The following is a 26,154-nucleotide window of genomic DNA, read 5'->3' on the forward strand; positions in this document are numbered from 1 at the left end:
TATCACGTGCCCCTGCCGCACCCGCGGTCTGTGACGTTTCCGGAGGTGCCGCTTCCCCGGACACCCCTAGCCCGTGGCCTGCAGGGTCGCCTCAATGACGGCGGGTGAGAGCACGTGTTGCGTGACCATCTGGCTGGCGCCGAGGATCGCGGCCTGGTCCCCGGCCCGGGACAGTCCGATCCGCAGATGCGTCGTGGCCAGGGGCAGCGAGCGCCGATAGACCACCTCGCGGACCCCGGCCATGAGGTGTTCCCCGGCCTGGCCGAGGCTTCCGCCGATCACAATCACCGAGGGGTTCAGCAGGTTCACGACCGTGGACAGGACGTCGCCGAGGTCCCTGCCGGCCTGGCGCAGGGCCTGGATGGCCTGCAGGTTTCCCACCGCGACGAGGCGCAGCACATCGCCGCCGTCGTGCGCCGGCAGCCCCTGCTGCGTCAGCGCCTTGGCGACGGCGGGCCCGGAGGCCAGGGCCTCGAGGCACCCGTAGTTGCCGCACCGGCACAGCACGTCGTCGCCGCGCGGAACCCTTACGTGTCCAAGGTCGCCGGCGGTTCCGTTCGCCCCGCGCTGGAGCTGGCCGCTGCTGATGATGCCCGCCCCGATGCCGGTGGCCACCTTGATGAACAGGAAGTTTTCGTCCTCGGGCCAGTGCGCCGTCCGCTCGCCGAGAGCCATGATGTTCACATCGTTATCCACCAGGACCGGAACCGGGAGGGACCTCTGGACGTGGCGGACGACGTCGAACCCGTCCCAGCCGGGCATGATCGGCGGCTTCACCGGCATGCCGGTGGCGTGTTCCACCGGCCCCGGGAGCCCGATCCCGGCGCCGGCCAGATCCGCGGCGCCCCGGCCGGCCTCGCCGAGCAGCCGCAGCCCTTCCTCGATCACACGGTCCAAGACAGGCACCGGGCCGTCGGCGACGTCCTGCGCCAGCCGGCGCTCGGCAAGCACCGTCCCGCTGAGGTCCGTGACGGCGATGATCACGTGCGTGGCCCCGACATCCACCGCCAGCACTACGCGGGCGGCCGGGTTGAAGGCAAAGCGCGACGGCGGTCTGCCGCCGCTGGAAGTCGCCTCCCCGGCGGGGCCGACAAGCCCCGAGACCATCAGCGCGTCGATGCGGGAAGCGACAGTGGAACGGGCCAGCCCGGTGGTCAGGGCCAGTTCCGCGCGGGTACGGGCCTTGCCGTCGCGCAGGAGCTGGAAGAGGTCGCCGGCGCGGGACAGGCTGCCGCCGGCCTCGGAGGCTGCGGGCTCGGTACCGGAGGGCGTGCTCATGAGTAAGTGATAGCACGAAGATCTTCTGCATGTCACGCCGAGAAAAGACTGTCACGTAGTTTTCAACTTTTGCTTGACGTTCGACAAAAGTATCTCTAGCTTTGGCTGTGAGCCAGATCACCAGCCCAAGCAGCCTCGCTGCCGACGGCCAGTGCAGGTACTACGAAGGGGTATGGAACTTGTCGAGCCAAGAACATGCGGCACCGGCGCCGCTAGGGGTGGGAATCCTGGGGGCGGGCCCCGTCACGCAGGCGATCCACCTGCCGTCGCTCGCAAGGCTGCGGGACATCCTGGAAGTCCGCCACATCATGGACGTCGACCCGGCGGTAGCGGAATCCGTGGCCGCACGGGTCGGGGCACGCTTCAGTACCAGCATGGAAGAGCTGCTGGCCGATCCGGCGGTCGAGATCGTCGCCATCTGCAGCCCGCATCAGTTCCACGCCGTCCAGGTGATCGCCGCCTGCCGCGCCGGCAAGAAGGCCATCCTGTGCGAAAAGCCCTTCGCGATGAACGGCGAGGAGGCCGCGGCCATCGCCGCCGTGTCCGCCGAAACCGGCGTGCCGATCGTGGTCGGCGCCATGCACACGTTCGACCCCGGCTGGCTGGCCGCGGAATCGGCCTGGGGCGGCCTGCCGGCCCAGGTCCACACCATCCGGTCCTCGATCGTGCTGCCGCCCAACCCCCGGTTCGAGGACTTTGCGACCGAGATCGTGGGCCGCACTCCCCCGCCGGCCGCCGCGAACGGCGCGAGCGCCGATACCAACGGCGCGAGCGCCGTGAAAGCCAAACTGACCGGCGGCATCATGGGCCTGGCCATCCACGACCTTCCCCTGGTCCGCAGATTTGCCCCGGACTTCCGGTCTGTCGAGGTCCTGCACGCCCAGACCGTCCTGCCGTTCGGCTATGTCATCTCCCTGCGGGCGGGAAACGTGGCAATCGAACTCCGCGCCGCCATGAACGGAACCTGGGAGCCGTCTTGGACCTTCGAGGCCATCGGCCACGACGCCTCGCTGTTCATCGACTTCACCCCGTCTTACGTCCACGCGGGATCGGCGACGGCCCGGATCCGGACCGCTGCGGGCACCACGGTGCTCGGGCCCTTCGGCCACAACGGTTACGAGGGGGAATGGCGCAAACTCGCCGAGCTCGCCCGCGGCATCGGAGAAGCCCCGCACCCCGAGACACTCATCCACGATCTGGAATTCGCCCTCGCGATCGCCGACGCCGCCGCCGCCCGCGTCGATGCCGGCGCCGCCGCTTTCGAGGAGGCCCGCGCATGACAACCCCGCTTTTGGTCCAGGCCGGCCCGGACGCTGAACGGGCCGGCGCCGTCGGCGCCGTCGTCGCTTCCCTCCCAGTTTCCTTCGCCCCCGCAGGCAGCCAGCCCGACGTCGTCGCACTCGCCGGCGCTGCCGGCTGGACTGCCCGGGCAACCAAAGCCGTCCGAGCGGGTGCCCGGGGCGTCGTCGTCGTTGATCCCGTGGCCGAAGACCCCGCGGCACTGGCCGCGGCGGCAGCCGAGGCGGGCACTGCGGTGGTCCTTGACCACGGCTGGGCCGGAAACCCCGCCCTCGCGGAGTCCGCGGCCTGGAACGCCATCGCGGGCGCACTGGCCGACGCCGTGTTGCTGGACTCCGTGGCGTGGGGCGCCCCCGGGACAGACACAGAGGTGCTGCTCACGCGGCATCTTGCGGCGGTCCTGGCCTGCGGCGTCGAACTGGTCGGCCTGCGGGTCATCCAGCGCAGCGCCAACGGCTATACGGTGATCGGCATCCTCCCGGGCGGCGCACCGGCGGCCCTGCAGGGGATCACCACATCCGCGGTCCCTGCCACGGCCACCGTTTCCGTCCTGACGTCGTCCGGGCGGGCGGACATCACCCTGCCGGATGCCTCGGCAGGCTGGCCGGCAGAGGTCCGGTCCGTCACCTCCGCCGGAGCCACCACATTCCCCACCATCTACGAATCGGCCCACCGGCACAGCTGGAGGCGGCTCCGCGCCGCCCTCGACTCCGGCGTCCCCGAGGTCGATCTGGAACGGTTCGCCACCCTGACCGCACTCGTCAGGCAGCTCCGCGACTAACCCGCACTACTTCAACCACTGCACTAACGGCACTAACTGCACCGCCTGCAACACCTTCCGCATTAACTCACTGTCGAGAAGACCGCCCGCGACGCCGCGGACCGGTCACGAAAGGAAATTATCGTGACGATCAAGTCCTCTGTTACCTCCACCGCTTTCTCCCGCCGGGGATTCCTGGGCTTCGCCGCAGCCGCGGCCAGCGCACCGCTCCTCGCCGCGTGCGGCGGCGGCTCGGCGTCCCAGGGCGGTGGCAGTGCGGGCGGGACCATCAAATTCTGGGACATGCCATGGGCAACCCCTGCCTACAACGACGCCGCCAAGAAGCTCGCAGAAAGTTTCTCCGGATCCGGCAGCAAGGCCAGCTACCAGATCATCCAGTGGAACAACTTCTATCAGACGTACTCCTCGGCCATCGCCTCCAAGACCGGCCCTGCGGTGTCCACCGGCGGCGGCTTCCAGGCCTTCCAGTTCGCGCAACAAGGCCAGATCGCTTACGCGGACAAGGCAGTGGAGGAACTGAAGAAGAACGGCATGTACGACGACTTCCTGCCCGGCGTCCTGGAGCCGTTCAAGTCCGACAAGGGCTACGTGGCCGTCCCGTGGCAGCTGGACATGCGTGTGTTCTGGTACCGCAAGTCGCTGTTCGAGAAGGCCGGCGTCGGCCTCCCCACAGACTGGCCTTCCCTCCTGGAAGCCGGCAAGGCACTCAAGAAGATCGGCGCCTTCGGCTTTACTACCGGGGCGGGCGCTGGCAACAACTATGGCAACCACTCCATGATCATGATGATGGTCAATAACGGCGGCGGCGTCTTCACCAAAGACGGCGAGCTGGACCTGATGAACGACCGCAACGTGGAAGCCATCGAATTCATCCTCGAATTGGTGTCCAACGGAATCGTCGATCCCGCGGCCGTCAGCTACACCACCGACAACATGTCGGCGCAATGGAAGGACAAGAAAGCAGGGTTTGGACTGTTCCAGGTCAATGTTCCGAAGCGAGTCGGCGACACCTCCGGAGACTTGCTGGTCGCGGACCCCATCACGGGCCCGCACGGGGACAAGGCCACCATCGTCTTCCCGAACAACATCATGATGTACACAAACACCCCGTCGCAGGAAGCATCCGAGGCGTTCCTGGTCCACTACCTCGGCCAGATCAAGGAACTGTGGCGCCAGAAGCTGATGTCTGCCCTGCCGGTCTTCAAGTCGATCACGGAAATCCCGGAGTTTGCAGATGACCCCAACAACGTCAAGATCGTCAAGGACTGGCAGCCCATCGCCAAGACCTTCGCGTCCCAGGGCAACACCCTTAACGCCAACCTCGCAGCCCTCGATGGTGGCCAGGCCCTCAACCAGTTCACCCAGACCATCCTGACCGGCCAGTCTGACGCCAAGTCCGCCCTGCAGGCCTTCCAGTCCGGCCTCGAATCAGTCATCAAGAAGTAAGCGGACCTTTCCATGGCATTGACCACAGCCCAGACCGGTCTGAGCCGGGCACGCCAGGGTGTTGCGCCCGGCGGGTCCGGCGGCCACGTCAACCGCAAGAGCAAGCTCAGCGCGCAGACCAGCCGGACGTTCTTCTGGCTCCTACTGCCCTCAGTCGTCCTTCTCGTCCTCATCCACGGCTACCCCCTCATCCACGCCGGTGTGCAGGCCACGCACGACGGTTCCCTGATCGAGACCGGCAACTTCGTTGGTGGGGAGAACTTCGCCACCGTCCTGTCTTCACCGGCGTTCTGGAAAGCGGCACAGTTCACTCTGTGGTTCACCATCGTGGGCGTCTTCGGCTCCTGGCTGGTAGGCCTGGGCCTGGCCCTCCTGCTCCGGACGAAGATCCCGGCGGGCGGCACCTTCAAGGTCCTGCTGCTCCTGCCTTGGGTCGTCCCGATCGTGGTCTCCTCCACAGCGTGGAACTGGTTGGTCGCCACCCCGGATAGCCTCATCCCGAGCATGTTCCGGAACCTGGGCCTGGGAACGCCGCTGTTCCTCGCGGATCCCAACCTGGCGGCCATCACCGTGATGGTGTTCAAGGTCTGGGTCAGTTTCCCTTTCATGATGATGATGATTTCGGCCGCCCTGGCCTCGGTGGACACCACGGTTTACGAGGCGGCGAGCATGGACGGCGCCACCCGCTGGCAGCAGTTCAGCCAGATCACCCTCCCGCTGATCGCCCGCTCCACGTACATCAGCTGGATACTTATGACCATCTTCTGTGTCAACGATTTCCCCACCATCTACCTGCTGACCGGCGGCGGGCCGGTCAGTGCCACTACCTCCCTGGTGGTCCTGGCCTACCGCACGGTCTTCCAGGACTTCGCCACCGGTCCCGGCGTGGCGATCGCCTTCATCATGACCATGACTTTGGTGGTCATCTCCGTCCTCCTGTACCGCCAGATCCGAAAGTCGAGCGTCGAATAATGAGCGCAGCAGTCCACGCCCGTCCCGAGCCCGGCCCTGCCCTCCGCCCCGCCGGTCCCGCCAAGAACGGCCGCGTCCTTTCCGAAGCCGGCCACCGCGGCCAATGGTGGAGGTTCGTTGCGATCCTGGCGATCACCGCGATCGTCCTGGTCCCGATCATGGTCACCGTGGTCCTGGCCTTCACCCCGGGACCCACCAGCACCGCCACGGGCCCGACCTTCGAGAACCTCGCCAACGTGTTCTCCGGAACCCTCGCTGCCACCTGGCTGCAGAACAGCCTCATCACAACCCTCGCCACTGTCGCTGTCGCGGTGGCCGTCGCCGCCCCCGCCGGGTACGTCCTCTCCCGTGGCCGCAGCAAGGCGGTCTCGGGCTACTCCCTGCTGTTGTTTGTCATGCAGTCACTGCCCATCATCACTTCCGTGGTCCCACTGTTCATCCTCTTCGCCGGCATGGGCCTGGTCGACAACCTCCTGGGCATCACCATCATCTACGTCGGTTCCACAATGACCGTGGCCACCTGGATGATGGCCGCCTACTTCGACTCCATCCCGATCAGCCTCGAGGAAGCCTCCTGGATCGACGGCTGCTCGGTGTTCGGGTCCTTCACCAAGGTGGTCCTCCGCAACAGCCTGCCTGGCATCCTCTCCACGGCGATCTTCGCCTTCCTACTGGCCTGGAACGACTACCTGGTGGCCATCGTTTTCCTTCGCTCCAACGAGATTTTCACTCTTCCCATGGGCGTCCAATCCTTTTTCCAGCAGAACGCGACTGACTGGACATCCGTCATGGCCCTGGCCGTGGTCATGATGCTCCCGCCCATCGTTGTCTTCGCCACCCTGAACAAATACTTCAGCGTCGGCGGCATCGGCGGATCCCTCGCCGGCCGCTAGGCCTGTCCCCATCTCGCCGGCCGCTAGGCCCGACCCCACACCTTCGAAACCGAATACCCGCAAAGGAATCCCGTGTCTTATTCAATCCAGCTGTACACCCTCCGCAACGCCATCGCCGAAGACCTGCCCGGCACCATCAGGAAGGTCGCCGAACTCGGGTTCACCCAGGTTGAGCCCTACAACTTCGTGGCAACGGCCGCCGAGCTCGGCGCGGCCCTGAAGGAGAACGGTCTGACCGCCCCGTCCGGCCACGCCCCGCTGCTCAGCCAGGACCAGGATGAGATCTTCGCCGCGGCCAAGGAACTGGGCATCAGCACGGTGATCGATCCCTACCTCCCGGCCGAGCACTGGCAGTCCTCCGAGGACATCCAGGCCACCGCAGCGAAGCTCAACGCCGCCGCCAGGAAGGGCGCCGGGTACGGCATCCGGGTCGGCTACCACAACCACGCCTGGGAGCTGGAGTCCAACATCGAGGGCCAGACCGCCCTGGAGTACTTCGCCGGGCTCCTCGACCCGGAACTCGTCCTGGAAGTGGACACCTACTGGGCCGCCGTCGGCGGCCAGGACCCGGTCCAGCTGCTGCAGCGCCTCGGCGACCGGGTCAAGTTCATCCACATCAAGGACGGCCCCGTCTCCACGGATACCAAGGCGCAGCAGCCGGCCGGCCAGGGCAAGATCGCGGTCTGGGATGTCATCAACGCGGCACAGTCCCTCGAGGTCGGCGTCGTGGAATTCGACGACTACTCCGGCGACATCTTCGAGGGCATCGCCCAGAGCCTCGAGTACCTGCAGAGCGGTTCGGCCAGCGCGCAGGGCGTGAACGCATGAGCGCCGCACCGAACCGTGCATCAGCGAACCAGTCCACCCGCCGCGGCCCGGTGGGCGTCGCGGTCATCGGCGCCGGCAACATCAGCAAGCAGTACCTGGACAACCTGACGGTCTTCCCCGACCTCAAGGTCCACGTCATTGCGGACCTCTTTGAGGACGCCGCCGCGGCGCGCGCCAAAGAATACGGGATCGCCGAGTCTGGCGGCGTGGACGCGGCACTGAACCACCCCGACGTCGAGATCATCGTGAACCTGACCATCCCGGCGGCACACGTCGAAGTCGCCACGGCCGCCGTCAACGCCGGCAAACACGTCTGGACCGAAAAGCCGTTCTCGCTGGACCGCGAGTCCGGTCTGGGCCTGCTGAAAACGGCGGACGCCGCGGGGCTGCGGCTCGGCTGCGCCCCGGACACGATCCTGGGGGCCGGGCTGCAGACCGCGCGGCGGCTGATCGAACGCGGCGACATCGGCACGCCGCTGACGGCCATGACCACGTTCCAGACCCCCGGGCCGGAATCCTGGCACCCGAACCCGGCGTTCCTGTTCCAGTACGGCGCCGGGCCCCTGTTCGACATGGGCCCCTACTACCTCACCGCCTTGGTGCAGACATTCGGCTCCATCCGCAAGGTGGCCGCCGTCGGGTCCAAGGCCAAACAGGTCCGCGTCATCGGCTCCGGGCCCAAGGCCGGCGAGGAATTCACGGTCGACGTCCCCACCCATGTCTCCGCCATGGCCCAGTTCGAGTCCGGCGCGTCCTCCCACAGCGTCTTTTCGTTCGAGTCCCCGCGGCTGCGGATGGGTTTCGTGGAGATCACCGGGACCGAGGCCACCATCTCGCTGCCGGATCCGAACTACTTCGACGGGGACGTCAGGCTCTGGCGTGCCGGCGACGAGGAATGGACCACGATCCCGGCCACCGGTCCCAGCCAGGGCCGCGGCATGGGCGTGCTGGACATGGCACGCTCCATCCGCGCCGGCGTCCCGCACCGCGCCACAGGCAACCTCGCGTACCACGTCCTGGACACCATGGTCTCGATCTCGGAATCGATCGACTCGGGCACCTTCATCGACGTCGAAAGCTCCGCCCCCGCCTCCGCAGCCCTCCCCGAGGACTGGGACCCCACCGCTTCCACACTCTAGGAACCAGCAATGAACTCCCAGGAAACCAGCCCCGGCCCTCCCCCTTTGGGCGTGGCCATGATCGGGTACGCGTTCATGGGCAAGGCCCACTCGAATGCGTGGCGGAACGTTGCCAGCTACTTCGACGTCCCGGCCTTCGAACGGCGCGTCCTGGTCGGACGCGACCCGGAGGGGGTCGCCGAGGCGGCCGCCAAGTACGGCTGGGCCGAATCGGCCACAGACTGGCGCGCGGTGATTGCCCGCGATGACATCCACATCGTTGACATCTGCGCGCCGGGGTTCATGCACGCCGAAATCGCCATCGCCTCGCTGGCCGCGGGCAAGCATGTCCTCGTCGAGAAGCCGCTGGCCAACACCCTGGCCGAGGCCGAGGCCATGGCGGCGGCGGCCCGCAGCGCCCAGGACAACGGGGTGCAGTCCATGATCGGCTTCAACTACCGCCGGGTCCCGGCCCTGGCGCTGGCCCGGGAGCTGATCGCGGAGGGCCGCCTCGGCAGCATCCGGCACGTCCGCGCGGCCTACCTGCAGGACTGGCTCGTGGACCCCGACTCGCCCATGACCTGGCGGCTGAACAAGGACACCGCCGGGTCCGGTGCGCTGGGCGACATCGCCAGCCATGCCATTGACCAGGTGCTGTTCCTCCTGGGCCAGCAGGTCACCGAGGTCGCCGGACGGCTGCATACCTTCACGCCCAGCCGGCCCGGCCCCAACGGTCCAGAACAGGTGACGGTCGACGACGCCGCCTGGGCCACGCTGACCCTCGCCTCCGGGGCTATCGCCTCGGTGGAGGTTTCCCGGGTGGCCACCGGCCAGAAGAATTCGCTCAAGCTGGAGATCTACGGCGACAAGGGTGCCCTGCTCTTCGATCTGGAGGATCTGAACGAGCTCGGCTTCCTGGACGCGACACTGCCTGTCCGCGAACAGGGTTTCCGCCGCATCCTCGTCAACGAACCCGAGCACCCGTATCTTGAAGCATGGTGGCCGCAGGGCCACGTCATCGGCTGGGAACACACGTTCACGCACGAGATCCGCGATTTCCTCCTGGCGGTCGGCAACGGAACCCAGCCGTCGCCGTCGTTCGAGGACGGTTTGGCCGTCCAGCGGATCCTGGCCGCCGTGGAGGAAAGCGCCGCGGCCAAAAGTTCGCTCATCCCGCTCACCCCGTCCGTCCGGACCACCCAGACGATTACCGAAGGAGCCTGACGTGCCCCACTCTTTCACCCTGTTCACCGGCCAATGGGCCGACCTGCCGTTCGAGGAAGTCGCGCGCCTGGCCTCCGGCTGGGGCTACGACGGCCTGGAAATCGCCGTTTCCGGCGACCACCTGGACGCGTGGCGCTGGGACGAGCCCGGCTACGTCGAGTCCAAGCTGGCCGTGCTGGAGAAATACAACCTCAAGGTCTGGGCCATCTCCAACCACCTCAAGGGCCAAGCCGTGTGTGATGACCCGATCGACTTCCGGCACGAGGCGATCGTCGGGCCCAAGGTCTGGGGCGACGGCGACGCCGAAGGCGTCCGCCAACGCGCCGCCGAGGAAATGCAGCACACCGCACGGCTCGCCAAAGCCCTCGGCGTCGACACCGTCGTCGGGTTCACCGGCTCCTCCATCTGGCAGTACGTCGCAATGTTCCCGCCCGTCCCGGAAAAGGTGATCGAGGCCGGCTACCAGGACTTCGCCGACCGCTGGAACCCCATCCTGGATGTCTTCGACGAATGCGGGGTCCGCTTCGCGCACGAGGTCCATCCCTCCGAGATCGCCTATGACTACTGGACCACCGTCCGGACCCTTGAGGCGATCGGGCACCGGGAGGCGTTCGGCCTGAACTGGGACCCGTCCCACTTCATGTGGCAGGGCATCGACCCGGTCTCCTTCATCTGGGACTTCAAGGACCGGATTTACCACGTGGACTGCAAGGACACCAAGCTTCGGCCCACCGGCCGCAACACCGTCATGGGCTCGCACCTGCCCTGGGGCGACCCGCGCCGCGGCTGGGACTTCGTCTCCGCCGGTCGCGGGGACGTGCCGTGGGAATCGTCCTTCCGCGCCCTGGCCGCGATCGGCTACGACGGGCCCATCTCGGTCGAGTGGGAGGACGCCGGCATGGACCGGCTTCACGGCGCCCCCGAGGCCCTCGCCGCGCTCAAGAAGTTCGACTTCCCGGCGTCGAACACCTCCTTCGACGCTGCCTTCAACCAGTAGCCGGGACGTCCCCAGCCATGGCGGGAAACACCATCGCGCCGCGCCAGCTGCAGCCTGGCCAGCGCTGCGAGGTCTGGATCGCGTCCGCGGCAACCGGCGCGCGGGACCTGGTCTACGCCACGGACCAGGTCCTCCTCGAGGCGCCCAACTGGACACCGGACAATGCCGGGCTCGTCCTCAACGGGGCAGGTGTACTGTGGCGGCTGGACCTCGGCACGGGCTCGCTCGGCGAGGTGCCCGTCTCCGACATCCCGGATCTGAACAATGATCACGTGCTCGGTCCGGGCGGCCTGATCTACCTCTCGGCCAACGACGGCCACATCTACCGCGCCGACCTTGCGGGCGGCCCGGCCACCCGGATCACGGCAGAGGACGGGTTCTTCCACTTCCTCCATGGCGTGAGCCCTGACGGCGAGCGCCTCGCCTACGTTGGCATCGAGGCCGGTGATTTCACGACGCCGGGCCGCCTCCTCACGCTGCCCGCCGGCGGCGGACCTTCGGCGACCATCGACGTCGGGCAAGGGCATTGCGACGGACCCGAATATTCGCCCGACGGCGAATGGATCTACCTCAACACCGAGAGCTTCAGCAGCCGGCCGGGTCACGCGCAGATCGCCCGCGTCCGGGTGGACGGAAGCGGGATTGAGCGCCTCGTCGCGAGCGAAACGGTCGACTGGTTCCCGCACATCTCCGCCGACGGCGCCCTTGCCACCTACCTGAGGTTTCCGCCCGGAACTGTTGGCCATCCGGCCGATCTGGCGGTCGAAATCGTCGCCGTCACCGTACAGGACTGGACCGCGCCGCTGCACACCTGGCCCCTGTATGGCGGCCAGGGAACGCTCAACGTCAACAGCTGGTCACCGGACTCGGCACGGTTTGCCTACGTCGCCTACCCGATGGAAAAGCCGCAATAGTGAGCACTTGCCAATTCCTTGACGGATCAGAATCGGCCCTGTAACAGTTAGCTCTTGGAGGACGCCTCGATGGAGAACCACAGCGAAACTGATGCCGTGTCTGCTTCCGAGGCGCTCCCTGCCGGCTCCCCCGTACCACCTCCCATCCTGGAGGTTCGCGGACTGACCAAGAGTTTTTTCGGCGTACCCGTACTGGAGGATGCCCATCTAAGCCTTCACCGGGGCCAGGTGCACGGCCTCGTGGGGGAAAACGGCGCCGGAAAGTCCACCCTGATGAAGGTGCTGGCCGGGGTGTACCAGCCCGACGCCGGAACCGTGCTTCTGGACGGCCGGGAGGTTAGCTTCAGCCACCCCACCAAGGCCTACGAAGCCGGACTGTCGTCCGTATTCCAGGAGTTCAACCTCCTGCCGGACCGGACGGTGGCGGAGAACATCTATCTGGGCCGGGAGCCGCGCCGCGGACTGCTGGTGAACACGGCGCTGATGAATTCCCAGACAACGGAGCTACTCGATTCCCTGGGGATCACCGCCATCCGGCCCACCAGGCAGGTGCGAAGTCTGTCGGTGGCTGAGCAGCAGATCGTGGAGATCGCGAAGGCCGTCAGCTACGATGCTCGGATCATCTCCATGGACGAGCCCACCGCGGCCCTGGCCGGGGCGGAAGTTGATCTTCTCTACCAGATCGTGGCACGCCTCAGTGAACGTGGAACGGCCATCCTCTATGTCTCCCACCGCCTGCGCGAAGTGTTCGACCTCTGCGACGTCATCACCGTCCTAAAGGACGGCAAGGTGGTCAGTACACTGCCCACATCCGAACTCGACGACGCCCAGCTGGTCCGGCTGATGGTGGGCCGTCCCATCTCGGCGTTCTTCCCGGACAAGCTCCCCCGGGAGGACGTGGACGTTGGCGGCGTTGGGGAGAAGCCCCTCCTCGAGCTGCAGGGCGCCGGAAACGGCCAGCTAGACGGGATAAGCCTCAGCATTCGGCCGGGTGAGATTGTGGGCCTTGCAGGGCTTCAAGGGTCCGGCCGCACGGAAATGCTTCATGGCATCTTTGGCGCCGCACCCTTCACCCGCGGGACGATGAAGATGGCCGGCGCGCAGCTGCGGCCTAAGTCGCCGCGCCAAGCCGTGGGGGCCCGGATGGCCCTGATCACAGAGGACCGCAAGGCGGAGGGCTTGACCCTGAACCAGTCCATCCTGGATAACGCACTCAGTGTCATCCGGTCGGTTTTCCCGCGCCGCACAGGAGCTGTCAGGACGGAAATTCCGGGCGTTTTTTCGTCCCTTGAGGTCATAGCCCGCGACCTGGACCAGGAGGTGCAGTACCTGTCGGGCGGTAACCAGCAAAAAGTGGTCCTCGCCAAGTGGCTGGCTATCCGGCCCCGGCTCGTCCTGCTGGATGAACCCACCCGTGGCATCGATGTGGGTGCCAAAGTGGCGGTCTATCGGTTGATGCGCCAGCTCGCGGCGGAGGGCAAGGCCATCTTGATGGTGTCCAGCGAACTCCCGGAAGTCATCGGCATGTCGGACCGGATCCTTGTGATGCGCGATGGACGGCTCGTCGGTGAACTGCCGGCCGGAACGTCGGAAGAAGCCATCCTCCAACTGGGAACCGGCGCCAGGACCGCACCTGAAGGAGAGGCATGAAACGCCGAGCTGGCTTCTTCCAGAGACTGTCCTCCACCCAGATCGTCTACCTGGTGGCGCTGGTGACACTCATCCTGGGTGCGTTGCTGGTGAACTCCGTCGGGCGGAGTTTCTTCAGCCCGGGAAATATCTCGAGCATCCTGACCGGAACCAGCGTGCTGGGCTTCATCGCGATCGGCCAGACACTGGTCATCCTGGCTGGCAGCCTGGATCTCTCAGTTCCGTATGTCACCAGCCTGGCCAGCCTCATCGCGGCCGGCGTGATGGCCAACAACCCAGACAACGTCTTGTCCGGGGTCCTGCTTACCCTAGGGACGGCTGCAGTCATCGGGCTCGCCATCGGGCTCATCGTTGCCCGCCTGAACGTGCACGGATTCATCGCCACGCTTGGTGTGGGGCTGATCATCAGCGGCTACCTCGCCACCAATTTCAAGGGCAGCTTCGGCGAGACCCCGCTGGCCTTCCGCCTCGTCGGAGCCACTGGGCTCGGCCCGGTTCCGATCTCCACGATCATCATGCTGGCCTGCGCCGGCCTCGCCATGCTGCTCCTGCACCGCACACGCGTGGGGCACCATCTGTACGCCGTCGGAGGTGACATTGCCGTGGCCCGCACGTCCGGAATCCGCGTTGACGTGCCGGTCATCACGGCGCACATCATCTGCTCAGTGCTGGCGGGGATGGCAGGGCTGCTCCTAGCCAGCAGGCTGGGCGTGGGCAGCCCTACTGTCGGTTCCCAGGGCGGCTACGATCTGCTCTCCATCGCCGCAGTCGTGCTCGGCGGCACGCTGCTGTCCGGCGGCAAGGGGACCATCACCGGAACCCTCGGCGGCGTTCTGATTTTCGCCATGTTGGACAACATCATGTCCGTCATGCAGGTCAACCCGTTCCTGAAGGACGTGGTCAGGGGCGTAGTCATCGTGGTCGCTGTCGCCGTCTATGCCAAGCGCCGGATTGTCAGCAGACCGGAACGGTTCGCCGCGAAGGGTTCCGCTGAAACATCCGCCGCACAGCCAATGGCCGCGGAGGGGTCATGAGTACCGCGCTGGACTCCGGGCACAGCGCGATTCTCAAGCAGAACCGTGCCAGCCGTTCCGAGCGGCTTGTGCGCGCCCTGCGTACCCCCGGCGGAGCCATTTTCATCCTTCTGATCGTCCTCTTGGCGGCCATCATCGTGTTGAACCCGTCCTTCGGAGAGCCTGGCTCCTTCATCCGGTTCATCGGCAGGACTGCTCCGATCGCAATCGCCGCCATCGGCCAGTACTTCGTGATTGTCGGCGGCGAATTCGATCTGTCGATGGGATCCGTCGTGACCATGCAGGTCATCGTCGCCGGCAACCTGATCAGGCAGGACGATGCCAAGGTGATCCCTGTCCTGGTCCTGATGCTGGTGCTGGGCGCCGTCATCGGACTGGTGAACGGACTGATCACCACCCTGCTGCAGGTCCCGAGTTTCATTGTCACGCTGGGCATGATGCTGGCCCTGCTCGGGCTGGTGCTCTACTGGACCGGCGGCGCGGCCCAAGGGAACCCTGCAGACAGCTTCCGGCAGATCGGGCGCGGCGGCATCCAAAACGTCCCGGTTCTGGGCATCATTCCCTACCCGGTCCTTATCCTGACCGCCGTGGCGATCACGGCGGTCGTACTGATGCGCCGGCCCTTCGGCCGGATGCTTATCGCGGTCGGGGACAATCCTGCGGCAGCCGCATTGGCCGGCTCACGCGTCTGGTGGGTGCGGACGCGGGCCTTCATGATGTCGTCGCTGTCGGCCACCCTGGCCGGCATTCTGCTCGTGGGTTACGCGGGCGTGCACCCGTCGGTGGGCCGCGGTTACGAGTTCACGGCAATCACCGCCGTCGTCCTCGGGGGCGTTGTGCTGGGAGGCGGGCGGGGATGGGTGCTGTCCGCCGCCGCCGGGGCGTTCGCCCTGGAGTCGCTGTTCACCCTCCTGAACTTCATGGGAGTCCAGGCAACCTGGCGGGACACGGTGCAGGGAGCCATCATCATCATTGCTGTGGCCGCAGCATCCAAGTCATGGCAGCGCAAACGCAAGGGAGCCACTGCTTCTGCCCATGACGAACAACACCAGTTGGCCGCAACAACCACGCCTGCCGAGGGCACCGAACAATCCGAACAAGGAGGAGGAAGAATCTGATGCGCAATAACTCTGTCCGAACGATCGCCCTCGCAGCAGCACTGCCGCTGGTGGCCCTGACCGCATGTACCACCGAGCCGTCCGTCACCCAAACGACGGGAGCCGGCACCGGCTCCCAGACGACAAGCAGCCCGGCAAGCAAAGACTGGTTCGACCAGGCGCTCTACGACACACAGAACAAGCAGCGCTCAGCAACCTTTGAAGGGAGCCCGGAGCAGCCCTACCTGCAGTACATTGCGGGCCCAATGTCGGACACGTCCAAATACGCCGCCAAGGGACCGAAAAAGGTCTGCTTCGCAAACGCCTCCATCTCCAACCCGTGGCGGCAGACCGGCTGGATCACCATGAACCAGCAGCTCAAGGCGCTCCAGAGCTCCGGGGTCATCTCCGCAATGGAAACCCGGGATGCCAAGGACAACGACAACACCCAAATTGCTGACATCGATTATTTCATCGCTGAGGGAAAATGCGATGCGTTCGTCATTTCGCCCAATTCCACCGCGGCCCTCACCCAGGCTGTCGAACGTGCCTGCCAGACCGGCAAGCCCGTGGTGGTGTTTGACCGCGGTGTGGAGACGAAGTGCGCCACCACGTTCATCCACCCGATCGGCGGATTTGCTTGGGGCATCGATACCGCCACTTTCCTGAGCGACAAGCTTAAGTCGGGGGACAAGGTGGTGGCCCTTCGCATCCTCCCGGGAGTGGACGTGCTGGAGCACCGCTGGGCCGCCGCCAAGAAGATCTTCGCGGAAAAGGGAATCCAAGCCAAGGACTACTTCACGGGCGCCGACCCCACCAAGATCAAGAACATCATCTCCGATGAATTGGCCACGGGTGACGTCAAGGGAGTTTGGATGGACGCCGGAGACGGTGCGGTGGCTGCCCTCGAGGCCTTCGAGGATGCCGGCAAGCCCCTGCCCGTAATGACCGGCGAGGATGAGATGAGCTTCCTGACCAAGTGGAAGCAAACCGGTATTACTGCCATGGCCCCGGTCTATTCCAACTTCCAGTGGCGGACGCCGCTGCTGGCCTTGGAAAAGATCTTCAAGGGCGAGCAGATCCCGACCGAATGGGTTCTGCCGCAGAAGCCCATCCTGGCAGACGAGCTGGACACGTGGCTGCAGCGAAACCAGGGCATGCCGAGCGGGCACTACGCCAAGTTCGGCGGCGAGGACCTGCCCGGCTACCCGGAGGTCTGGCAGAAACGGCAGATGCCCTGACACATTTCGCCCTGACGCGGCCCGGCGGTCCCGCGGAAACTTCCCGCGGGACCGCCGTCTACCGGCGGCAGGACAAGACAGATGGACGGTGGCAGCGTGAGGCGCCTGACCGGAATCAGTACCTGGGTGTGGGAATCGCCCTTGACGGACAACAACCTGCCCGCACTGCTGGCGAAAATCGCCGCTTTGGGGTTTGACGCCGTCGAACTCCCGCTGGAAAACGACGGCGACTTCACGCCCGAAGCGGTGCTGGATTCCCTCGCGGCAAGCGGGCTTAAACCGTTTGTGGTGGGGGCAATGGCACCGGGCCGGGACCTGGTGGCAACGGATCCGGGTTCCGTGGAAAGAACGCAAGCCTACCTGGCAGCCTGCATCACCATGGCCAGCAGCATCGGCTCCCCCACTGTCTGCGGACCCTTCTACGCCCAGACCGGCCGGGTCTGGCGTATGTCTCCGGAGCAGCGGCGGGACGCCTACGCGGAGCTGCGCCTAAACCTCCAGCCGGTCGCGGCCCTGGCCCAGGAGGCGGGTGTGGTGCTGGGGATCGAGCCCCTGAACAGGTATGAAACGTCGCTGATAAACACGGTGGACCAGGCGCTTGAGGCTTTCGGGCCGCTGCTCGGGAAAGGCGTCGGCCTCGCGCTGGACAGTTACCACCTTCACATCGAGGAGCGTTCGGTAGCCGCGGCGGTCCGGGCCGCCGGCGAACACCTGGTGCACGTGCAAGTCTGCGGGAACGACCGCGGCGCCCCCGGTGGGGACCAGACCGACTGGAAAGGCTTCTTGCAAGTGCTGAATGAAGTGGGTTACACGGGGCCCCTCAACATTGAAAGTTTCACGGTCGACAACGCCGCCATTGCTGTCGCTGCGTCGATCTGGCGCCCGCTGGCACCGAGCCAGGACGAGTTGGCCAAGAGTGGCCTGGCTTTCCTGCGCGGCCTGTGAGCGCCCTGCAGGGCATAGGGACCACCACTCACTAGAATCTCTTCTGGACAGCTAGCGCCGGCGGGAGGCGTGGTTTGACGGCCTCAGCCGGCGAAGAATTTCAGCCCTTGCCAGGAGATTCACCATGACGCACCAGATTCGGACAGCAATCGCGGACGACGCCGGGAGGCTGGCCGCACTCGCGGCCATCACCTTTCCGCTGGCGTGCCCGCCGGAATCCCGGCCGGAGGACATCGCGGCGCACGTGGCCAATACCCTGAGCGAGGCCAATTTCCGGGCATACCTGGCCGATCCAGCGGTAACGGTGCTGGTGATCGACGCCGACGGCGACCTCCGCGGCTACAGCCTGCTGGTGGCCCGCCCCACCCGGGACCCGGAGGTGGCCGCGGTCCTGAGCGAACTGCCGTGCACCGAGCTCAGCAAGTGTTACGTCCACCCGGAGCACCACGGGCTCGGCGCCTCGGCCGAACTGATGCACGCCAGCATCGGGGCGGCCGCGGCGGCCGGCGCCCGCGGGCTCTGGCTCGGCGTGAACAGCCAGAATGCCCGGGCCATCCGGTTTTACGAAAAGTCCGGCTTCCGCAAGGTCGGCACCAAGTCCTTCCAGCTGGGCAACACCGTGGAGCACGACTTCGTGATGGAGCGCCCGGTCGCGCTGTGAGCACTCAGGCACGCTGGGTCCGTAACACCGTGACGAAGCCGACAGGCCGCAAAGGGAATGGACCCGGCGCCGCCGGGGTTGTTGCCGGCATGAAGATTGAGATCTGGTCCGACGTCGCGTGCCCCTGGTGCTACATCGGCAAACGCCGATTCGAAACCGCCCTCGCGGCCTTCCCGCACCGCGATTCCGTAGAGGTGCAGTGGCGCAGCTACCAGCTGGACCCCACGCTCCCGGAGCACTACGACGGCACCGAACTGGACTACCTGAGCACCCGCAAGGGCCTGGCCCCGTCGCAGGTAACGCAGATGTTCGAGCACGTCGCGGCGCAGGCCAAGGGTGAGGGGCTGAACTACCGGTTCGACGCCGTCGTGGTGGCCAACAGCTTCACGGCCCACCGGCTGATCCACCTCGCCGCCGCCCACGGCCAGCAGGACGCCGCGAAGGAACGCCTGCTCAGCGACCACTTCGAGCACGGTCAGGACATCGGCAGCCAGGAGTACCTGACCGCCCTGGGTCTGGACCTCGGGCTCGACGCCGGCGAACTGGCGGAACTGTTCAGCACGGACGCCTACGCCGACGCCGTCCGCAACGACATCTCCGAGGCCCGCGCGCTGGGCCTCAGCGGCGTCCCGTTCTTCGTGATTGACCGGAAGTTCGGGCTCTCGGGCGCCCAGCCCGCGGAGACCTTCAGCGCGGCCCTCGAGCAGGCGTGGCAGGACAGCCACCCGCTGGTCATGGTGGGCGCCGCCGATGCCGGAGCCGCCGCGGGGGCCCCCGGCGCGGATTCCGGTCCCGCGGATTCCGGGGCCTGCGGGCCCGACGGCTGCGCCGTCTGAGCCCACCGTCTGAGCCCGAACTCGGCCCGCCGTCGTCGAGTTCGCCGCAATCGTCCGAATTCGCCGGAAGTTTCCCGCGACCACGAAGCATTCCGGCGAACTCGCCGCCCTGGCGGCCACGCAGCCCGTGGGGCCAGGCGGCCACGCCCGGCCTAGAGTGGAGCATGGATACTTCGGCCGGCCCGGACGGACGCCGGACCTCCCTGTTTACCGACCACTATGAGCTGACCATGTTCCAGGCGGCTCTGCACTCCGGGGCCGCACAGCGCCGGTCCGTCTTCCAGGCCTTCGCCCGGGGGCTGCCGGCCGGGCGTCGGTACGGCATAGTAGCCGGCACCGGCCGGCTCCTTGAGGGGATCGCGGATTTCCGCTTCGAGCAGGACGACCTCGATTTTCTGGGCAGCACCGGCGTGGTCCATGAGGACACGCTGGACCAGCTGGCCGCCTTCCAGTTCTCCGGCGACATCTGGGGCTATCCGGAGGGTGAAGCGTATTTCCCGCACTCCCCCGTCCTAATCGTCGAATCGACGTTCGCCGAGGCCTGTGTCCTGGAAACCTACGTCCTGTCAGTGCTGAACCATGACAGCGCCATCGCCGCGGCCGCGTCCCGGATGATCAGTGCCGCCGGCGGCAGGCCCTGCATTGAGATGGGCTCCCGCCGCACCCACGAGGAAGCTGCCGCCGCTGCGGCCCGCGCGGCCGTGATCGCCGGCTTTTCCGGCACGTCCAACCTGGCTGCCGGGCGGCGTTATGGCCTCCGGACCATCGGCACCGCGGCCCACTCTTTCACCCTACTCCACGACTCCGAGCGCGAGGCCTTCGCGGCGCAACTGGCCTCGCTGGGACCCGGCACCACGCTGCTCGTGGACACGTACGACGTCGAAGCGGCGGTCCGCGCCGCCGTCGACCTCGCCGGAGACAAACTCGGGGCGATCCGGCTGGACTCCGGAGACCTCGTGGCCCAGGCGCGCTGGGTCCGCGAACTCCTGGACAGCCTCGGCAATACGCACACCAGGATCGTGGTGACCTCGGACCTGGATGAATTCTCGGTCGCAGCGCTCCGGTCTGCCCCGGCCGATTCCTATGGCATCGGCACGTCGCTGGTGACCGGATCCGGGGCGCCCACGGCCGGGATGGTCTACAAGCTGGTGAGCCGGGCCGGGGGCTCCGGTGAGCTGACTGCCGTGGCGAAGACCTCGAAGGACAAGATCAACATGGGCGGGCGCAAGTTCGCCGTGCGCCGCCTCAATGACCGCGGCACCGCCACGCACGAGGTCCTCGGCGTCGGCCACCCGCCGGGCGCCGGCACCAACGGACGCCCCCTCCTGCAGCAGTTCATGAAGGACGGAGAGATCCTTCCCGGCTGGACCGGACCGGAGGCGGTGGCGCGGGCACGGGAACGGCACACGGCCTCCATGGCAGAACTGCCCCGGGTGGTGGACAGGCTGCAGCCCGGCGAGCCGGCCCTCCCCACCATCTACGAATAGGGCTGCGGCCAAGCGGCTCCTCGCTGCGGCCTAGTCTGGCGAGCGGTGCAGGACAAAGATGCCGCCGTATGCGGGCTGGTCCGATCGCTGCCGATCGCTGTCGGTGTATTCGTTCAGCACAGCTTCGATGCGCGTAATGAGGTCCTCAGCGTCTTCCTCGGAGAGGTGCAGAACGAAGCGTGAGAGGCTGGCAAGCGCATCCGGCCCTGCTTCCGTCAGCTCTTCCCGAAACGCCTCGATCGGTGCCAGCGGACCGTCCGGACCAGCTTCACGCAGAGCTGTGTCCAGATTCCAAGACCGGCCCGTGGAACGGTACGGCTTCTCCAGCGCACCACTGGGCCCCGTGCGGACCTCCGCAGGCTCAAGGAAGCCGGTGGAAAGCAATTGCCGCACGTGATAGAGCATCGTCCCCGGATCCTGGTCCAGACGGTCGGCGAGTTGCTTGTTGGTCAGTTCGTGGAGCCCGCATAGGCGCAGGATCCTCAAGCGCAGCGGATGGGCCAGCGCCTTAATTTCCCGGGCGCTCGCGACAGGTTTTTTCTTGTTCGCGCTTGTCTGCTCTGCGTCCGTCATGTTCCCATCCTACAAACTGATTTACTGGACTCAACCACCTTGAATTTTCTCAATCAATAGGGAATGGTTCACGTATGACTGTTCCCGCTTTGCAGGTGAAGGAACGGGGCCGCGCGCCCCTGGGTGCGTCCTACTGGAAGCTATGGACCTCATCCGGGCTGTCCAACCTCGCGGACGGCGTCTTCAAGATCGCGCTGCCGCTGCTGGCCATTCAGCTCACCCAGTCACCCACGCTGATTGCCGGGCTGACCGTCGCCGCGACGCTTCCCTGGCTTCTCTTCGCCCTGACTGCCGGAGCGCTGGCCGACCGGCTGGATCGGCGCAAGCTCATGTTGTGGGCCAACCTCAGCCGTGCGCTGCTGCCCGCTGCGCTGGTTGCCGTCATCCTGCTGGATTTCGGCTCCATTTGGGCTCTGTACGTAGTGGCATTGATGGTGGGTGTGGCCGAAACGCTCTATGACACCTCCGCGCAGTCGATCATTCCCCAGGTGGTGCACAGGGATCAGCTCTCGCGCGCCAACGGCCGGCTCTACGCCGTCGAGCTCACCGCCAACCAGTTCATTGGCCCACCGCTGGGCGGGCTGCTGGTGGCTATCGGCGTCGTTGCGGGCCTTGCAGTGCCAGCGGCCCTGTGGCTTGCCGCCGTCGGTGGCCTGCTCCTGATCCCGGGGGCTTTTCGCATAGAGCGGGAGCAGAAGACGACACTGCGATTCGACATTGGTGAGGGTTTGCGGTTCCTCTGGAACCAGAAGATCCTTCGCACGCTCGCGGTGATGACCGGGGTGTTCAACTTCGCATCCAGCGCGGCCTTCGCGGTCTTGGTGCTGTTTGCCGTGGGTCCGGCATCGGAAATGGAACTGTCCGAAGTGGGGTTCGGCCTGCTCTTGACCACTTCGGCTCTCGGCGCCTTCGTCGGCTCGTTCATCTCCGAATGGGTGGAGGCCAGGCTGGGGCGGTCGAAGTCGCTGACGCTCACGGTCTTCGGGGTCACGCTGTTCGTAGGTGCGCCCGCCCTGACCGACAACCCCTATGTTCTTGGCCCAATCCTCTTTGTTGGCGGCATTCTGATCGTGCTGTGGAACGTCATCACCGTATCCCTGCGGCAGCGCATTACTCCCAACCGCTTGCTGGGCAGAATCAACAGCGCCTACCGGCTGCTGGCTTGGGGCACCATGCCGCTCGGCGCAGCAGCGGGCGGCCTGCTGGCCCAATGGCTGGGACTGCAGGTCATGTTCGGCATCATGGGGATGCTGACCCTCGCGCTACTCGGGATGATGCCCATCCTCACGGACAAGGCCATTGCCGCGGCCGACGTCGAATCCTAAGTTGCTACGGCGTGGGATCTAACGATCGGCGTTTTCGCAGCGTCATGTGGCGCTCATGGCCGGCCCCGCGACTCGCCTTCGGGTGGCTGGGTGGTTGAGGTGTGCGCGCTGGCTGGAGCCGCTTCGGCCGGGCTTTTTCCGGTTGCACTCCAGCTGGTGAGGAAGTCGAGTTGTTGCTGGGCATGGCTTCCCGGTTCCGCGGTGTAGGCGATGAGGGTCAGTCCCTCGCCGGGGAGTTCGAGTGAATCGCCCGTAAGTTCGATGTCGCCCACCAGCGGGTTGTGCAGTGTCTTGGTAGCTGAGCGGTGGAAGCGGACGTTGTGCCGTGCCCAGCGGGTCGAGAATTCCGTGCTTCCGGTGGCGAGATCACCAATGAGGCTGTTCAGGGCCCGGTCGCGAGGGTTGCGGCCTGCTTCGGTGCGGAGGGCGGCGGCGAGGTCATCTGCCAGGGTGTTCCATTCGAGAAAGAAGTCCCGGGCTCGTGGGTCGAGGAACATGAACCGGGCGAGGTTCAGGGGCAGGGTGTCGGGGCTGAGGATGCCCCCGTAGAGGGCGAAGCAGAGGCTGTTGGCGGCCACGATGTCCATGCGTGAATTGCGGACGTAGGCGGGCGTGCCTGTCATCCCGGCCAGGATCCGATGAACGCTGGGGCGCAGTTCCGCCCGCACCCGGCGCTTTTCTAATGCCCGCGATGGCGCGGCGGCCTTGGCGAGGTCGAGCAGGTGGGCCCGTTCAGCCTCATCGAGCTGGAGGGCCGCGGCGAGGGATTCGAGGACACTCTCGGAGACTCCCCGCAGGTTTCCGCGTTCGAGCCGGGCATAGTATTCGGTGCTGACGCCGGTCAGCATGGCCACTTCCTCGCGTTTGAGGCCGGCCACTCTCCTTGTCCCGCCGTAGGCGGGCAGCCCGGCCTTGGCGGGTGTGATGCGCGACCGCCGGCTCATGAGGAACTCGCGGACGTCCTGACTGTTCTCCATGGCCTCTACGCTACGGCGGCCCGCCCCGGCCTAACAGGAACTGCCAGTACACCGCACAGCAGGCACTCCCGCGCGGCAGAATTGGCTGGTTTTCTGGAATCAGTCCAGTTTCCCCATCCTGCAAGGAATCCCATGAATACCGTCACCCTCAACAACGGCGTCCAGATGCCGCTCCTCGGCTTCGGCGTCTTCCAGATCCCCGACGCAGAAACCCAGGCCGCCGTCGAAGCAGCCCTCGCTGCCGGTTACCGGCACCTGGACACGGCGGCCTCCTACGGCAACGAGGCGGCCGTCGGCGCTGCAATCAAGGCGAGCGGAATCGCCCGCGAGGAGCTCTTCGTCACCACCAAGCTGTGGATCCAGCACGCCCCGGCCGGCAGCGTCCAGGACGACACCAGGCTCGCCTTCGAAAACTCACTCAGCCGGCTGGGACTGGACTACCTCGACCTGTACCTGATCCACCAGCCGCTCGGGGACTACTACAGTGAATGGCGGGCCATGCAGGACCTCCACAAGGAAGGCCTGGTCCGTGCGATCGGTGTGTCGAATTTCCACCCGGACCGGCTTGTCGACCTGATCGACCACAACGAGATCGTCCCTGCCGTCAACCAGATTGAGACCCACCCCTTCCACCAGCGCGCCGCCGACCAGGCACTGATGCGCGAACGCGGCGTCCAGCTCGAGTCCTGGGGGCCATTCGCCGAGGGAAAGAACAACATCTTCACCAATCCGGTCCTCAGCGCCATCGCCGAGGCACACGGCAAATCCGTCGCCCAGGTGGTGCTCCGCTGGCTCATCCAGCGCGAGGTCGTCGTCATCCCCAAGTCCGTGCGTCCGGAGCGGATGGCCCAGAACCTCGACGTCTTCAACTTCGAGCTCACCGAGGAGCAACTGGGCAAGATCGCCACACTGGATACCGGCGCCAGCCTCTTCTTCGACCACCGTGATCCCGCCATGGTGGGTTGGCTGGGCGGACGCAGGATCGGCTAGCCTGCCGTCCAGGTGACCGACAGATGATCCCGAGCCCAGAGACCATAAGCCGGCGCTCCGTCCTGCGTTCGGCCGTGAGCGGTCTAGGCGCGGCCATGATCACGGCCGGAACATCAGGCTGCGCCGCGGAAGAACGGAACGCCCCATGCCCTCCCAAGACAAGGCCACTTCTCCGTCCATGCAGGACACGCCAGAGGCCGGGGAAGGCCGGCGGGTCCTGCTTGCCTACTTCTCACGCGCCGGGGAGAACTACCATTACGGCGGCCGCTCCAACCTCGTCGTCGGCAACACCGAGGTGCTGGCAGGCATGATCGGCAACCTCATCGCGTGCGACCTGCACCGCATCGAGGCCGCCGACCCCTACCCCAACGGCTACGACGCGACCGTCGTACGCAACGTCCGCGAGCAGGACGGCAACGCCCGCCCGGCCATTGCCTCGCCGCTGCCCGCGATCGAGCAGTACGACACCGTGCTGCTGGCCAGCGGGATCTGGAACGTCAGGGCGCCGATGATCATGGCGACATTCGCCGAGAGCTACGACTTCACCGGCAAAACAGTCCACCCCGTCACCACGCACGCCATGAGCGGGCTCGGCACCACCGAACGAGACTACGCCCGCTCCTGCCCGGGGGCGACTATCGGCGAAGGGCTCGCGGTGCGGGGCGAGGAAACCCGGGACGCCGGACCGCCTGTCGAGGCCTGGCTGCGCCGCGCCGGGCTCCTCCAGGGTTAATTGGGCTGGGCGTAGGGTGGAAGTTGGACGAAAGGAGCACCTCATGAAGAAAATCCTCATGGTACTGACTAGCGTTTCCGAGATCGGCGATACCGGCGAGAAGACCGGCTACAACGTGGCCGAGGCCGCACATCCCTGGAAGGTCTTCAAAGACTCCGGGCATTTCGTCGACTTTGCGTCCATCCAGGGCGGCCAGCCCCCGCGCGACGCGGTGGACTCAAAAGACCCCATCCAGGTCGCCTTCACGGAGGACGAGACCACGCGCGCCGGTCTCTACAACACGGCCCGCGTCGACGTCGTTGATCCCGACCAGTACGACGCCGTCTATCTCGTGGGCGGCCACGGCACCATGTGGGACTTCCCGGACAGCGAAGGTTTGCAGAATCTGGTGGCCAGCGTCTACAACGCCGGCGGCCTGGTGGGCGCGGTCTGCCATGGACCGGCCGGCCTGCTGAACGTGGAATTGAAGAACGGGCTTCGCCTCGTCGAGGGCCGGAAGGTGGCTGCCTTCACCAACGACGAGGAGGTTGCCGCGGGGAAGGACAAGGTCATCCCGTTCTTTTTGGCAGACCGGCTTGAGGAACAGGGCGCCACCCACGTCTCCGCTGGTGTCTTTGAGGAGAAGGTGGCGGTTGACGATCGGCTGGTGACCGGCCAGAACCCGGCCTCAGCCGCCGGCGTGGCCAAGGAGATGGAGAAGCTGTTCGCAGAGGTCATCCACCAGGAAAAAGCCGAAGAACAGCACGAGACGGATGCTCTGCGCGCCGAGAAGGACGCCGAGAAAAGCGCCAAGAAGGCTGCCGCGGAAGCGGAGCACTAAGACCAAGAGCGCATTGAACTGGCGGCCACCCCGAC

At 66.2% G+C, this 26,154-nt stretch carries 25 protein-coding genes; 22 read left to right on the forward strand and 3 right to left on the reverse strand.

The annotated features are described in order from the left end of the window. Positions 1 to 66: 66 nt before the first annotated feature. Positions 67 to 1,278 carry an ROK family transcriptional regulator gene (locus ACFRJ8_RS16740; protein WP_377987275.1) on the reverse strand — a complete coding sequence of 404 codons (1,212 nt, stop codon included), beginning with the start codon at positions 1,276 to 1,278 and terminating at the stop codon, positions 67 to 69. A 179-nt stretch (positions 1,279 to 1,457) separates the two neighbouring features. Here ACFRJ8_RS16740 and ACFRJ8_RS16745 point away from each other — a divergent pair, with 179 nt between their 5' ends. The 18 genes from ACFRJ8_RS16745 (at position 1,458) to ACFRJ8_RS16830 (ending at position 20,701) form a co-directional block, all read left to right on the forward strand. Continuing rightward, complete coding sequence (locus ACFRJ8_RS16745) at positions 1,458 to 2,558, forward strand: Gfo/Idh/MocA family protein (protein WP_377987276.1); 1,101 nt, start codon at positions 1,458 to 1,460, stop codon at positions 2,556 to 2,558. Then, positions 2,555 to 3,358 carry a hypothetical protein gene (locus tag ACFRJ8_RS16750; RefSeq protein ID WP_377987277.1) on the forward strand — a complete coding sequence of 268 codons (804 nt, stop codon included), beginning with the start codon at positions 2,555 to 2,557 and terminating at the stop codon, positions 3,356 to 3,358. Before ACFRJ8_RS16745 ends, ACFRJ8_RS16750 begins: the two co-directional genes overlap by 4 nt. 123 nt (positions 3,359 to 3,481) lie before the next feature. Continuing rightward, positions 3,482 to 4,804 (forward strand): ABC transporter substrate-binding protein, encoded by a 1,323-nt coding sequence (locus tag ACFRJ8_RS16755; protein WP_377987278.1) that lies wholly within the window; start codon positions 3,482 to 3,484, stop codon positions 4,802 to 4,804. A 12-nt stretch (positions 4,805 to 4,816) separates the two neighbouring features. After that, the gene (locus tag ACFRJ8_RS16760; protein WP_377987279.1) at positions 4,817 to 5,776 is read left to right on the forward strand and encodes a carbohydrate ABC transporter permease; all 960 of its coding nucleotides are present in this window, start codon (positions 4,817 to 4,819) and stop codon (positions 5,774 to 5,776) included. Next, positions 5,776 to 6,669 (forward strand): carbohydrate ABC transporter permease, encoded by an 894-nt coding sequence (locus ACFRJ8_RS16765; protein WP_377987280.1) that lies wholly within the window; start codon positions 5,776 to 5,778, stop codon positions 6,667 to 6,669. Before ACFRJ8_RS16760 ends, ACFRJ8_RS16765 begins: the two co-directional genes overlap by 1 nt. Positions 6,670 to 6,741: 72 nt before the next feature. After that, positions 6,742 to 7,497, forward strand: a complete 756-nt coding sequence (locus tag ACFRJ8_RS16770; protein ID WP_377987281.1) for a sugar phosphate isomerase/epimerase family protein — start codon at positions 6,742 to 6,744, stop codon at positions 7,495 to 7,497. Next, a complete protein-coding gene (locus tag ACFRJ8_RS16775) occupies positions 7,494 to 8,636 on the forward strand; it encodes a Gfo/Idh/MocA family protein (RefSeq protein WP_377987282.1) in 1,143 nt (380 codons plus the stop codon). The genes ACFRJ8_RS16770 and ACFRJ8_RS16775 overlap by 4 nt, the downstream gene beginning before the upstream one ends. Before the next feature lie 9 nt (positions 8,637 to 8,645). Beyond that, positions 8,646 to 9,839: a Gfo/Idh/MocA family protein gene (locus tag ACFRJ8_RS16780; RefSeq protein ID WP_377987283.1), complete on the forward strand. Its 1,194-nt coding sequence runs from the start codon at positions 8,646 to 8,648 to the stop codon at positions 9,837 to 9,839. Position 9,840: 1 nt separating this feature from the next. Further along, entirely contained in the window at positions 9,841 to 10,836 is a 996-nt protein-coding gene (locus tag ACFRJ8_RS16785; protein WP_377987284.1) for a sugar phosphate isomerase/epimerase family protein, read from the forward strand. A 17-nt stretch (positions 10,837 to 10,853) separates the two neighbouring features. Then, positions 10,854 to 11,750, forward strand: coding sequence for a TolB family protein (locus tag ACFRJ8_RS16790; RefSeq protein ID WP_377987285.1), 897 nt, complete (start codon positions 10,854 to 10,856; stop codon positions 11,748 to 11,750). A gap of 69 nt (positions 11,751 to 11,819) precedes the next feature. After that, positions 11,820 to 13,400, forward strand: a complete 1,581-nt coding sequence (locus ACFRJ8_RS16795; protein ID WP_377987286.1) for a sugar ABC transporter ATP-binding protein — start codon at positions 11,820 to 11,822, stop codon at positions 13,398 to 13,400. Continuing rightward, positions 13,397 to 14,434, forward strand: coding sequence for an ABC transporter permease (locus tag ACFRJ8_RS16800; RefSeq protein WP_377987287.1), 1,038 nt, complete (start codon positions 13,397 to 13,399; stop codon positions 14,432 to 14,434). Before ACFRJ8_RS16795 ends, ACFRJ8_RS16800 begins: the two co-directional genes overlap by 4 nt. After that, positions 14,431 to 15,552, forward strand: a complete 1,122-nt coding sequence (locus ACFRJ8_RS16805; protein ID WP_377987288.1) for an ABC transporter permease — start codon at positions 14,431 to 14,433, stop codon at positions 15,550 to 15,552. Before ACFRJ8_RS16800 ends, ACFRJ8_RS16805 begins: the two co-directional genes overlap by 4 nt. Then, a complete protein-coding gene (locus ACFRJ8_RS16810; RefSeq protein WP_377987289.1) occupies positions 15,552 to 16,772 on the forward strand; it encodes a substrate-binding domain-containing protein in 1,221 nt (406 codons plus the stop codon). Before ACFRJ8_RS16805 ends, ACFRJ8_RS16810 begins: the two co-directional genes overlap by 1 nt. A gap of 141 nt (positions 16,773 to 16,913) precedes the next feature. Beyond that, positions 16,914 to 17,717: a sugar phosphate isomerase/epimerase family protein gene (locus ACFRJ8_RS16815; protein ID WP_377987290.1), complete on the forward strand. Its 804-nt coding sequence runs from the start codon at positions 16,914 to 16,916 to the stop codon at positions 17,715 to 17,717. 124 nt (positions 17,718 to 17,841) lie between these two features. Further along, a complete protein-coding gene (locus tag ACFRJ8_RS16820) occupies positions 17,842 to 18,378 on the forward strand; it encodes a GNAT family N-acetyltransferase (RefSeq protein WP_377987291.1) in 537 nt (178 codons plus the stop codon). 89 nt (positions 18,379 to 18,467) lie between these two features. Beyond that, on the forward strand, positions 18,468 to 19,214 hold the full coding sequence (locus ACFRJ8_RS16825; RefSeq protein ID WP_377987343.1) for a DsbA family oxidoreductase: 747 nt from the start codon (positions 18,468 to 18,470) through the stop codon (positions 19,212 to 19,214). Positions 19,215 to 19,378: 164 nt separating this feature from the next. Further along, the gene (locus tag ACFRJ8_RS16830) at positions 19,379 to 20,701 is read left to right on the forward strand and encodes a nicotinate phosphoribosyltransferase (protein ID WP_377987292.1); all 1,323 of its coding nucleotides are present in this window, start codon (positions 19,379 to 19,381) and stop codon (positions 20,699 to 20,701) included. A gap of 30 nt (positions 20,702 to 20,731) precedes the next feature. On the opposite strand, the gene ACFRJ8_RS16835 is transcribed toward ACFRJ8_RS16830, so the two are convergent. Beyond that, positions 20,732 to 21,274: an ArsR/SmtB family transcription factor gene (locus tag ACFRJ8_RS16835; protein ID WP_377987293.1), complete on the reverse strand. Its 543-nt coding sequence runs from the start codon at positions 21,272 to 21,274 to the stop codon at positions 20,732 to 20,734. Between the two features lie 74 nt (positions 21,275 to 21,348). Between ACFRJ8_RS16835 and ACFRJ8_RS16840 the strand changes: the two genes are divergently transcribed. Then, the gene (locus ACFRJ8_RS16840) at positions 21,349 to 22,599 is read left to right on the forward strand and encodes an MFS transporter (protein ID WP_377987294.1); all 1,251 of its coding nucleotides are present in this window, start codon (positions 21,349 to 21,351) and stop codon (positions 22,597 to 22,599) included. 53 nt (positions 22,600 to 22,652) lie between these two features. On the opposite strand, the gene ACFRJ8_RS16845 is transcribed toward ACFRJ8_RS16840, so the two are convergent. Continuing rightward, complete coding sequence (locus ACFRJ8_RS16845; protein WP_377987295.1) at positions 22,653 to 23,576, reverse strand: helix-turn-helix transcriptional regulator; 924 nt, start codon at positions 23,574 to 23,576, stop codon at positions 22,653 to 22,655. A gap of 132 nt (positions 23,577 to 23,708) precedes the next feature. Between ACFRJ8_RS16845 and ACFRJ8_RS16850 the strand changes: the two genes are divergently transcribed. The 3 genes from ACFRJ8_RS16850 (at position 23,709) to ACFRJ8_RS16860 (ending at position 26,119) form a co-directional block, all read left to right on the forward strand. Continuing rightward, positions 23,709 to 24,566, forward strand: a complete 858-nt coding sequence (locus tag ACFRJ8_RS16850) for an aldo/keto reductase (RefSeq protein ID WP_377987296.1) — start codon at positions 23,709 to 23,711, stop codon at positions 24,564 to 24,566. A gap of 145 nt (positions 24,567 to 24,711) precedes the next feature. Beyond that, positions 24,712 to 25,299, forward strand: coding sequence for a flavodoxin (locus ACFRJ8_RS16855; RefSeq protein ID WP_377987297.1), 588 nt, complete (start codon positions 24,712 to 24,714; stop codon positions 25,297 to 25,299). 43 nt (positions 25,300 to 25,342) lie between these two features. Then, positions 25,343 to 26,119, forward strand: coding sequence for a type 1 glutamine amidotransferase domain-containing protein (locus tag ACFRJ8_RS16860; protein ID WP_377987298.1), 777 nt, complete (start codon positions 25,343 to 25,345; stop codon positions 26,117 to 26,119). Positions 26,120 to 26,154: the final 35 nt, after the last annotated feature.

This window comes from Arthrobacter sp. NPDC056886 (genome assembly GCF_042788715.1).
In the GTDB taxonomy this organism is placed as follows: Bacteria; Actinomycetota; Actinomycetes; order Actinomycetales; family Micrococcaceae; genus Arthrobacter.

Bases quoted from the DNA above. Each gene is read 5' to 3' on its own strand.
- ACFRJ8_RS16740 (WP_377987275.1), bottom strand. From the start codon at position 1,278: ATGAGCACGCCCTCCGGTACCGAGCCCGCAGCCTCCGAGGCCGGCGGC.
- ACFRJ8_RS16750 (WP_377987277.1), top strand. From the start codon at position 2,555: ATGACAACCCCGCTTTTGGTCCAGGCCGGCCCGGACGCTGAACGGGCC.
- ACFRJ8_RS16760 (WP_377987279.1), top strand. From the start codon at position 4,817: ATGGCATTGACCACAGCCCAGACCGGTCTGAGCCGGGCACGCCAGGGT.
- ACFRJ8_RS16765 (WP_377987280.1), top strand. From the start codon at position 5,776: ATGAGCGCAGCAGTCCACGCCCGTCCCGAGCCCGGCCCTGCCCTCCGC.
- ACFRJ8_RS16775 (WP_377987282.1), top strand. From the start codon at position 7,494: ATGAGCGCCGCACCGAACCGTGCATCAGCGAACCAGTCCACCCGCCGC.
- ACFRJ8_RS16780 (WP_377987283.1), top strand. From the start codon at position 8,646: ATGAACTCCCAGGAAACCAGCCCCGGCCCTCCCCCTTTGGGCGTGGCC.
- ACFRJ8_RS16790 (WP_377987285.1), top strand. From the start codon at position 10,854: ATGGCGGGAAACACCATCGCGCCGCGCCAGCTGCAGCCTGGCCAGCGC.
- ACFRJ8_RS16795 (WP_377987286.1), top strand. From the start codon at position 11,820: ATGGAGAACCACAGCGAAACTGATGCCGTGTCTGCTTCCGAGGCGCTC.
- ACFRJ8_RS16800 (WP_377987287.1), top strand. From the start codon at position 13,397: ATGAAACGCCGAGCTGGCTTCTTCCAGAGACTGTCCTCCACCCAGATC.
- ACFRJ8_RS16805 (WP_377987288.1), top strand. From the start codon at position 14,431: ATGAGTACCGCGCTGGACTCCGGGCACAGCGCGATTCTCAAGCAGAAC.
- ACFRJ8_RS16810 (WP_377987289.1), top strand. From the start codon at position 15,552: ATGCGCAATAACTCTGTCCGAACGATCGCCCTCGCAGCAGCACTGCCG.
- ACFRJ8_RS16820 (WP_377987291.1), top strand. From the start codon at position 17,842: ATGACGCACCAGATTCGGACAGCAATCGCGGACGACGCCGGGAGGCTG.
- ACFRJ8_RS16825 (WP_377987343.1), top strand. From the start codon at position 18,468: ATGAAGATTGAGATCTGGTCCGACGTCGCGTGCCCCTGGTGCTACATC.
- ACFRJ8_RS16830 (WP_377987292.1), top strand. From the start codon at position 19,379: ATGGATACTTCGGCCGGCCCGGACGGACGCCGGACCTCCCTGTTTACC.
- ACFRJ8_RS16835 (WP_377987293.1), bottom strand. From the start codon at position 21,274: ATGACGGACGCAGAGCAGACAAGCGCGAACAAGAAAAAACCTGTCGCG.
- ACFRJ8_RS16840 (WP_377987294.1), top strand. From the start codon at position 21,349: ATGACTGTTCCCGCTTTGCAGGTGAAGGAACGGGGCCGCGCGCCCCTG.
- ACFRJ8_RS16845 (WP_377987295.1), bottom strand. From the start codon at position 23,576: ATGGAGAACAGTCAGGACGTCCGCGAGTTCCTCATGAGCCGGCGGTCG.
- ACFRJ8_RS16850 (WP_377987296.1), top strand. From the start codon at position 23,709: ATGAATACCGTCACCCTCAACAACGGCGTCCAGATGCCGCTCCTCGGC.
- ACFRJ8_RS16855 (WP_377987297.1), top strand. From the start codon at position 24,712: ATGCCCTCCCAAGACAAGGCCACTTCTCCGTCCATGCAGGACACGCCA.
- ACFRJ8_RS16860 (WP_377987298.1), top strand. From the start codon at position 25,343: ATGAAGAAAATCCTCATGGTACTGACTAGCGTTTCCGAGATCGGCGAT.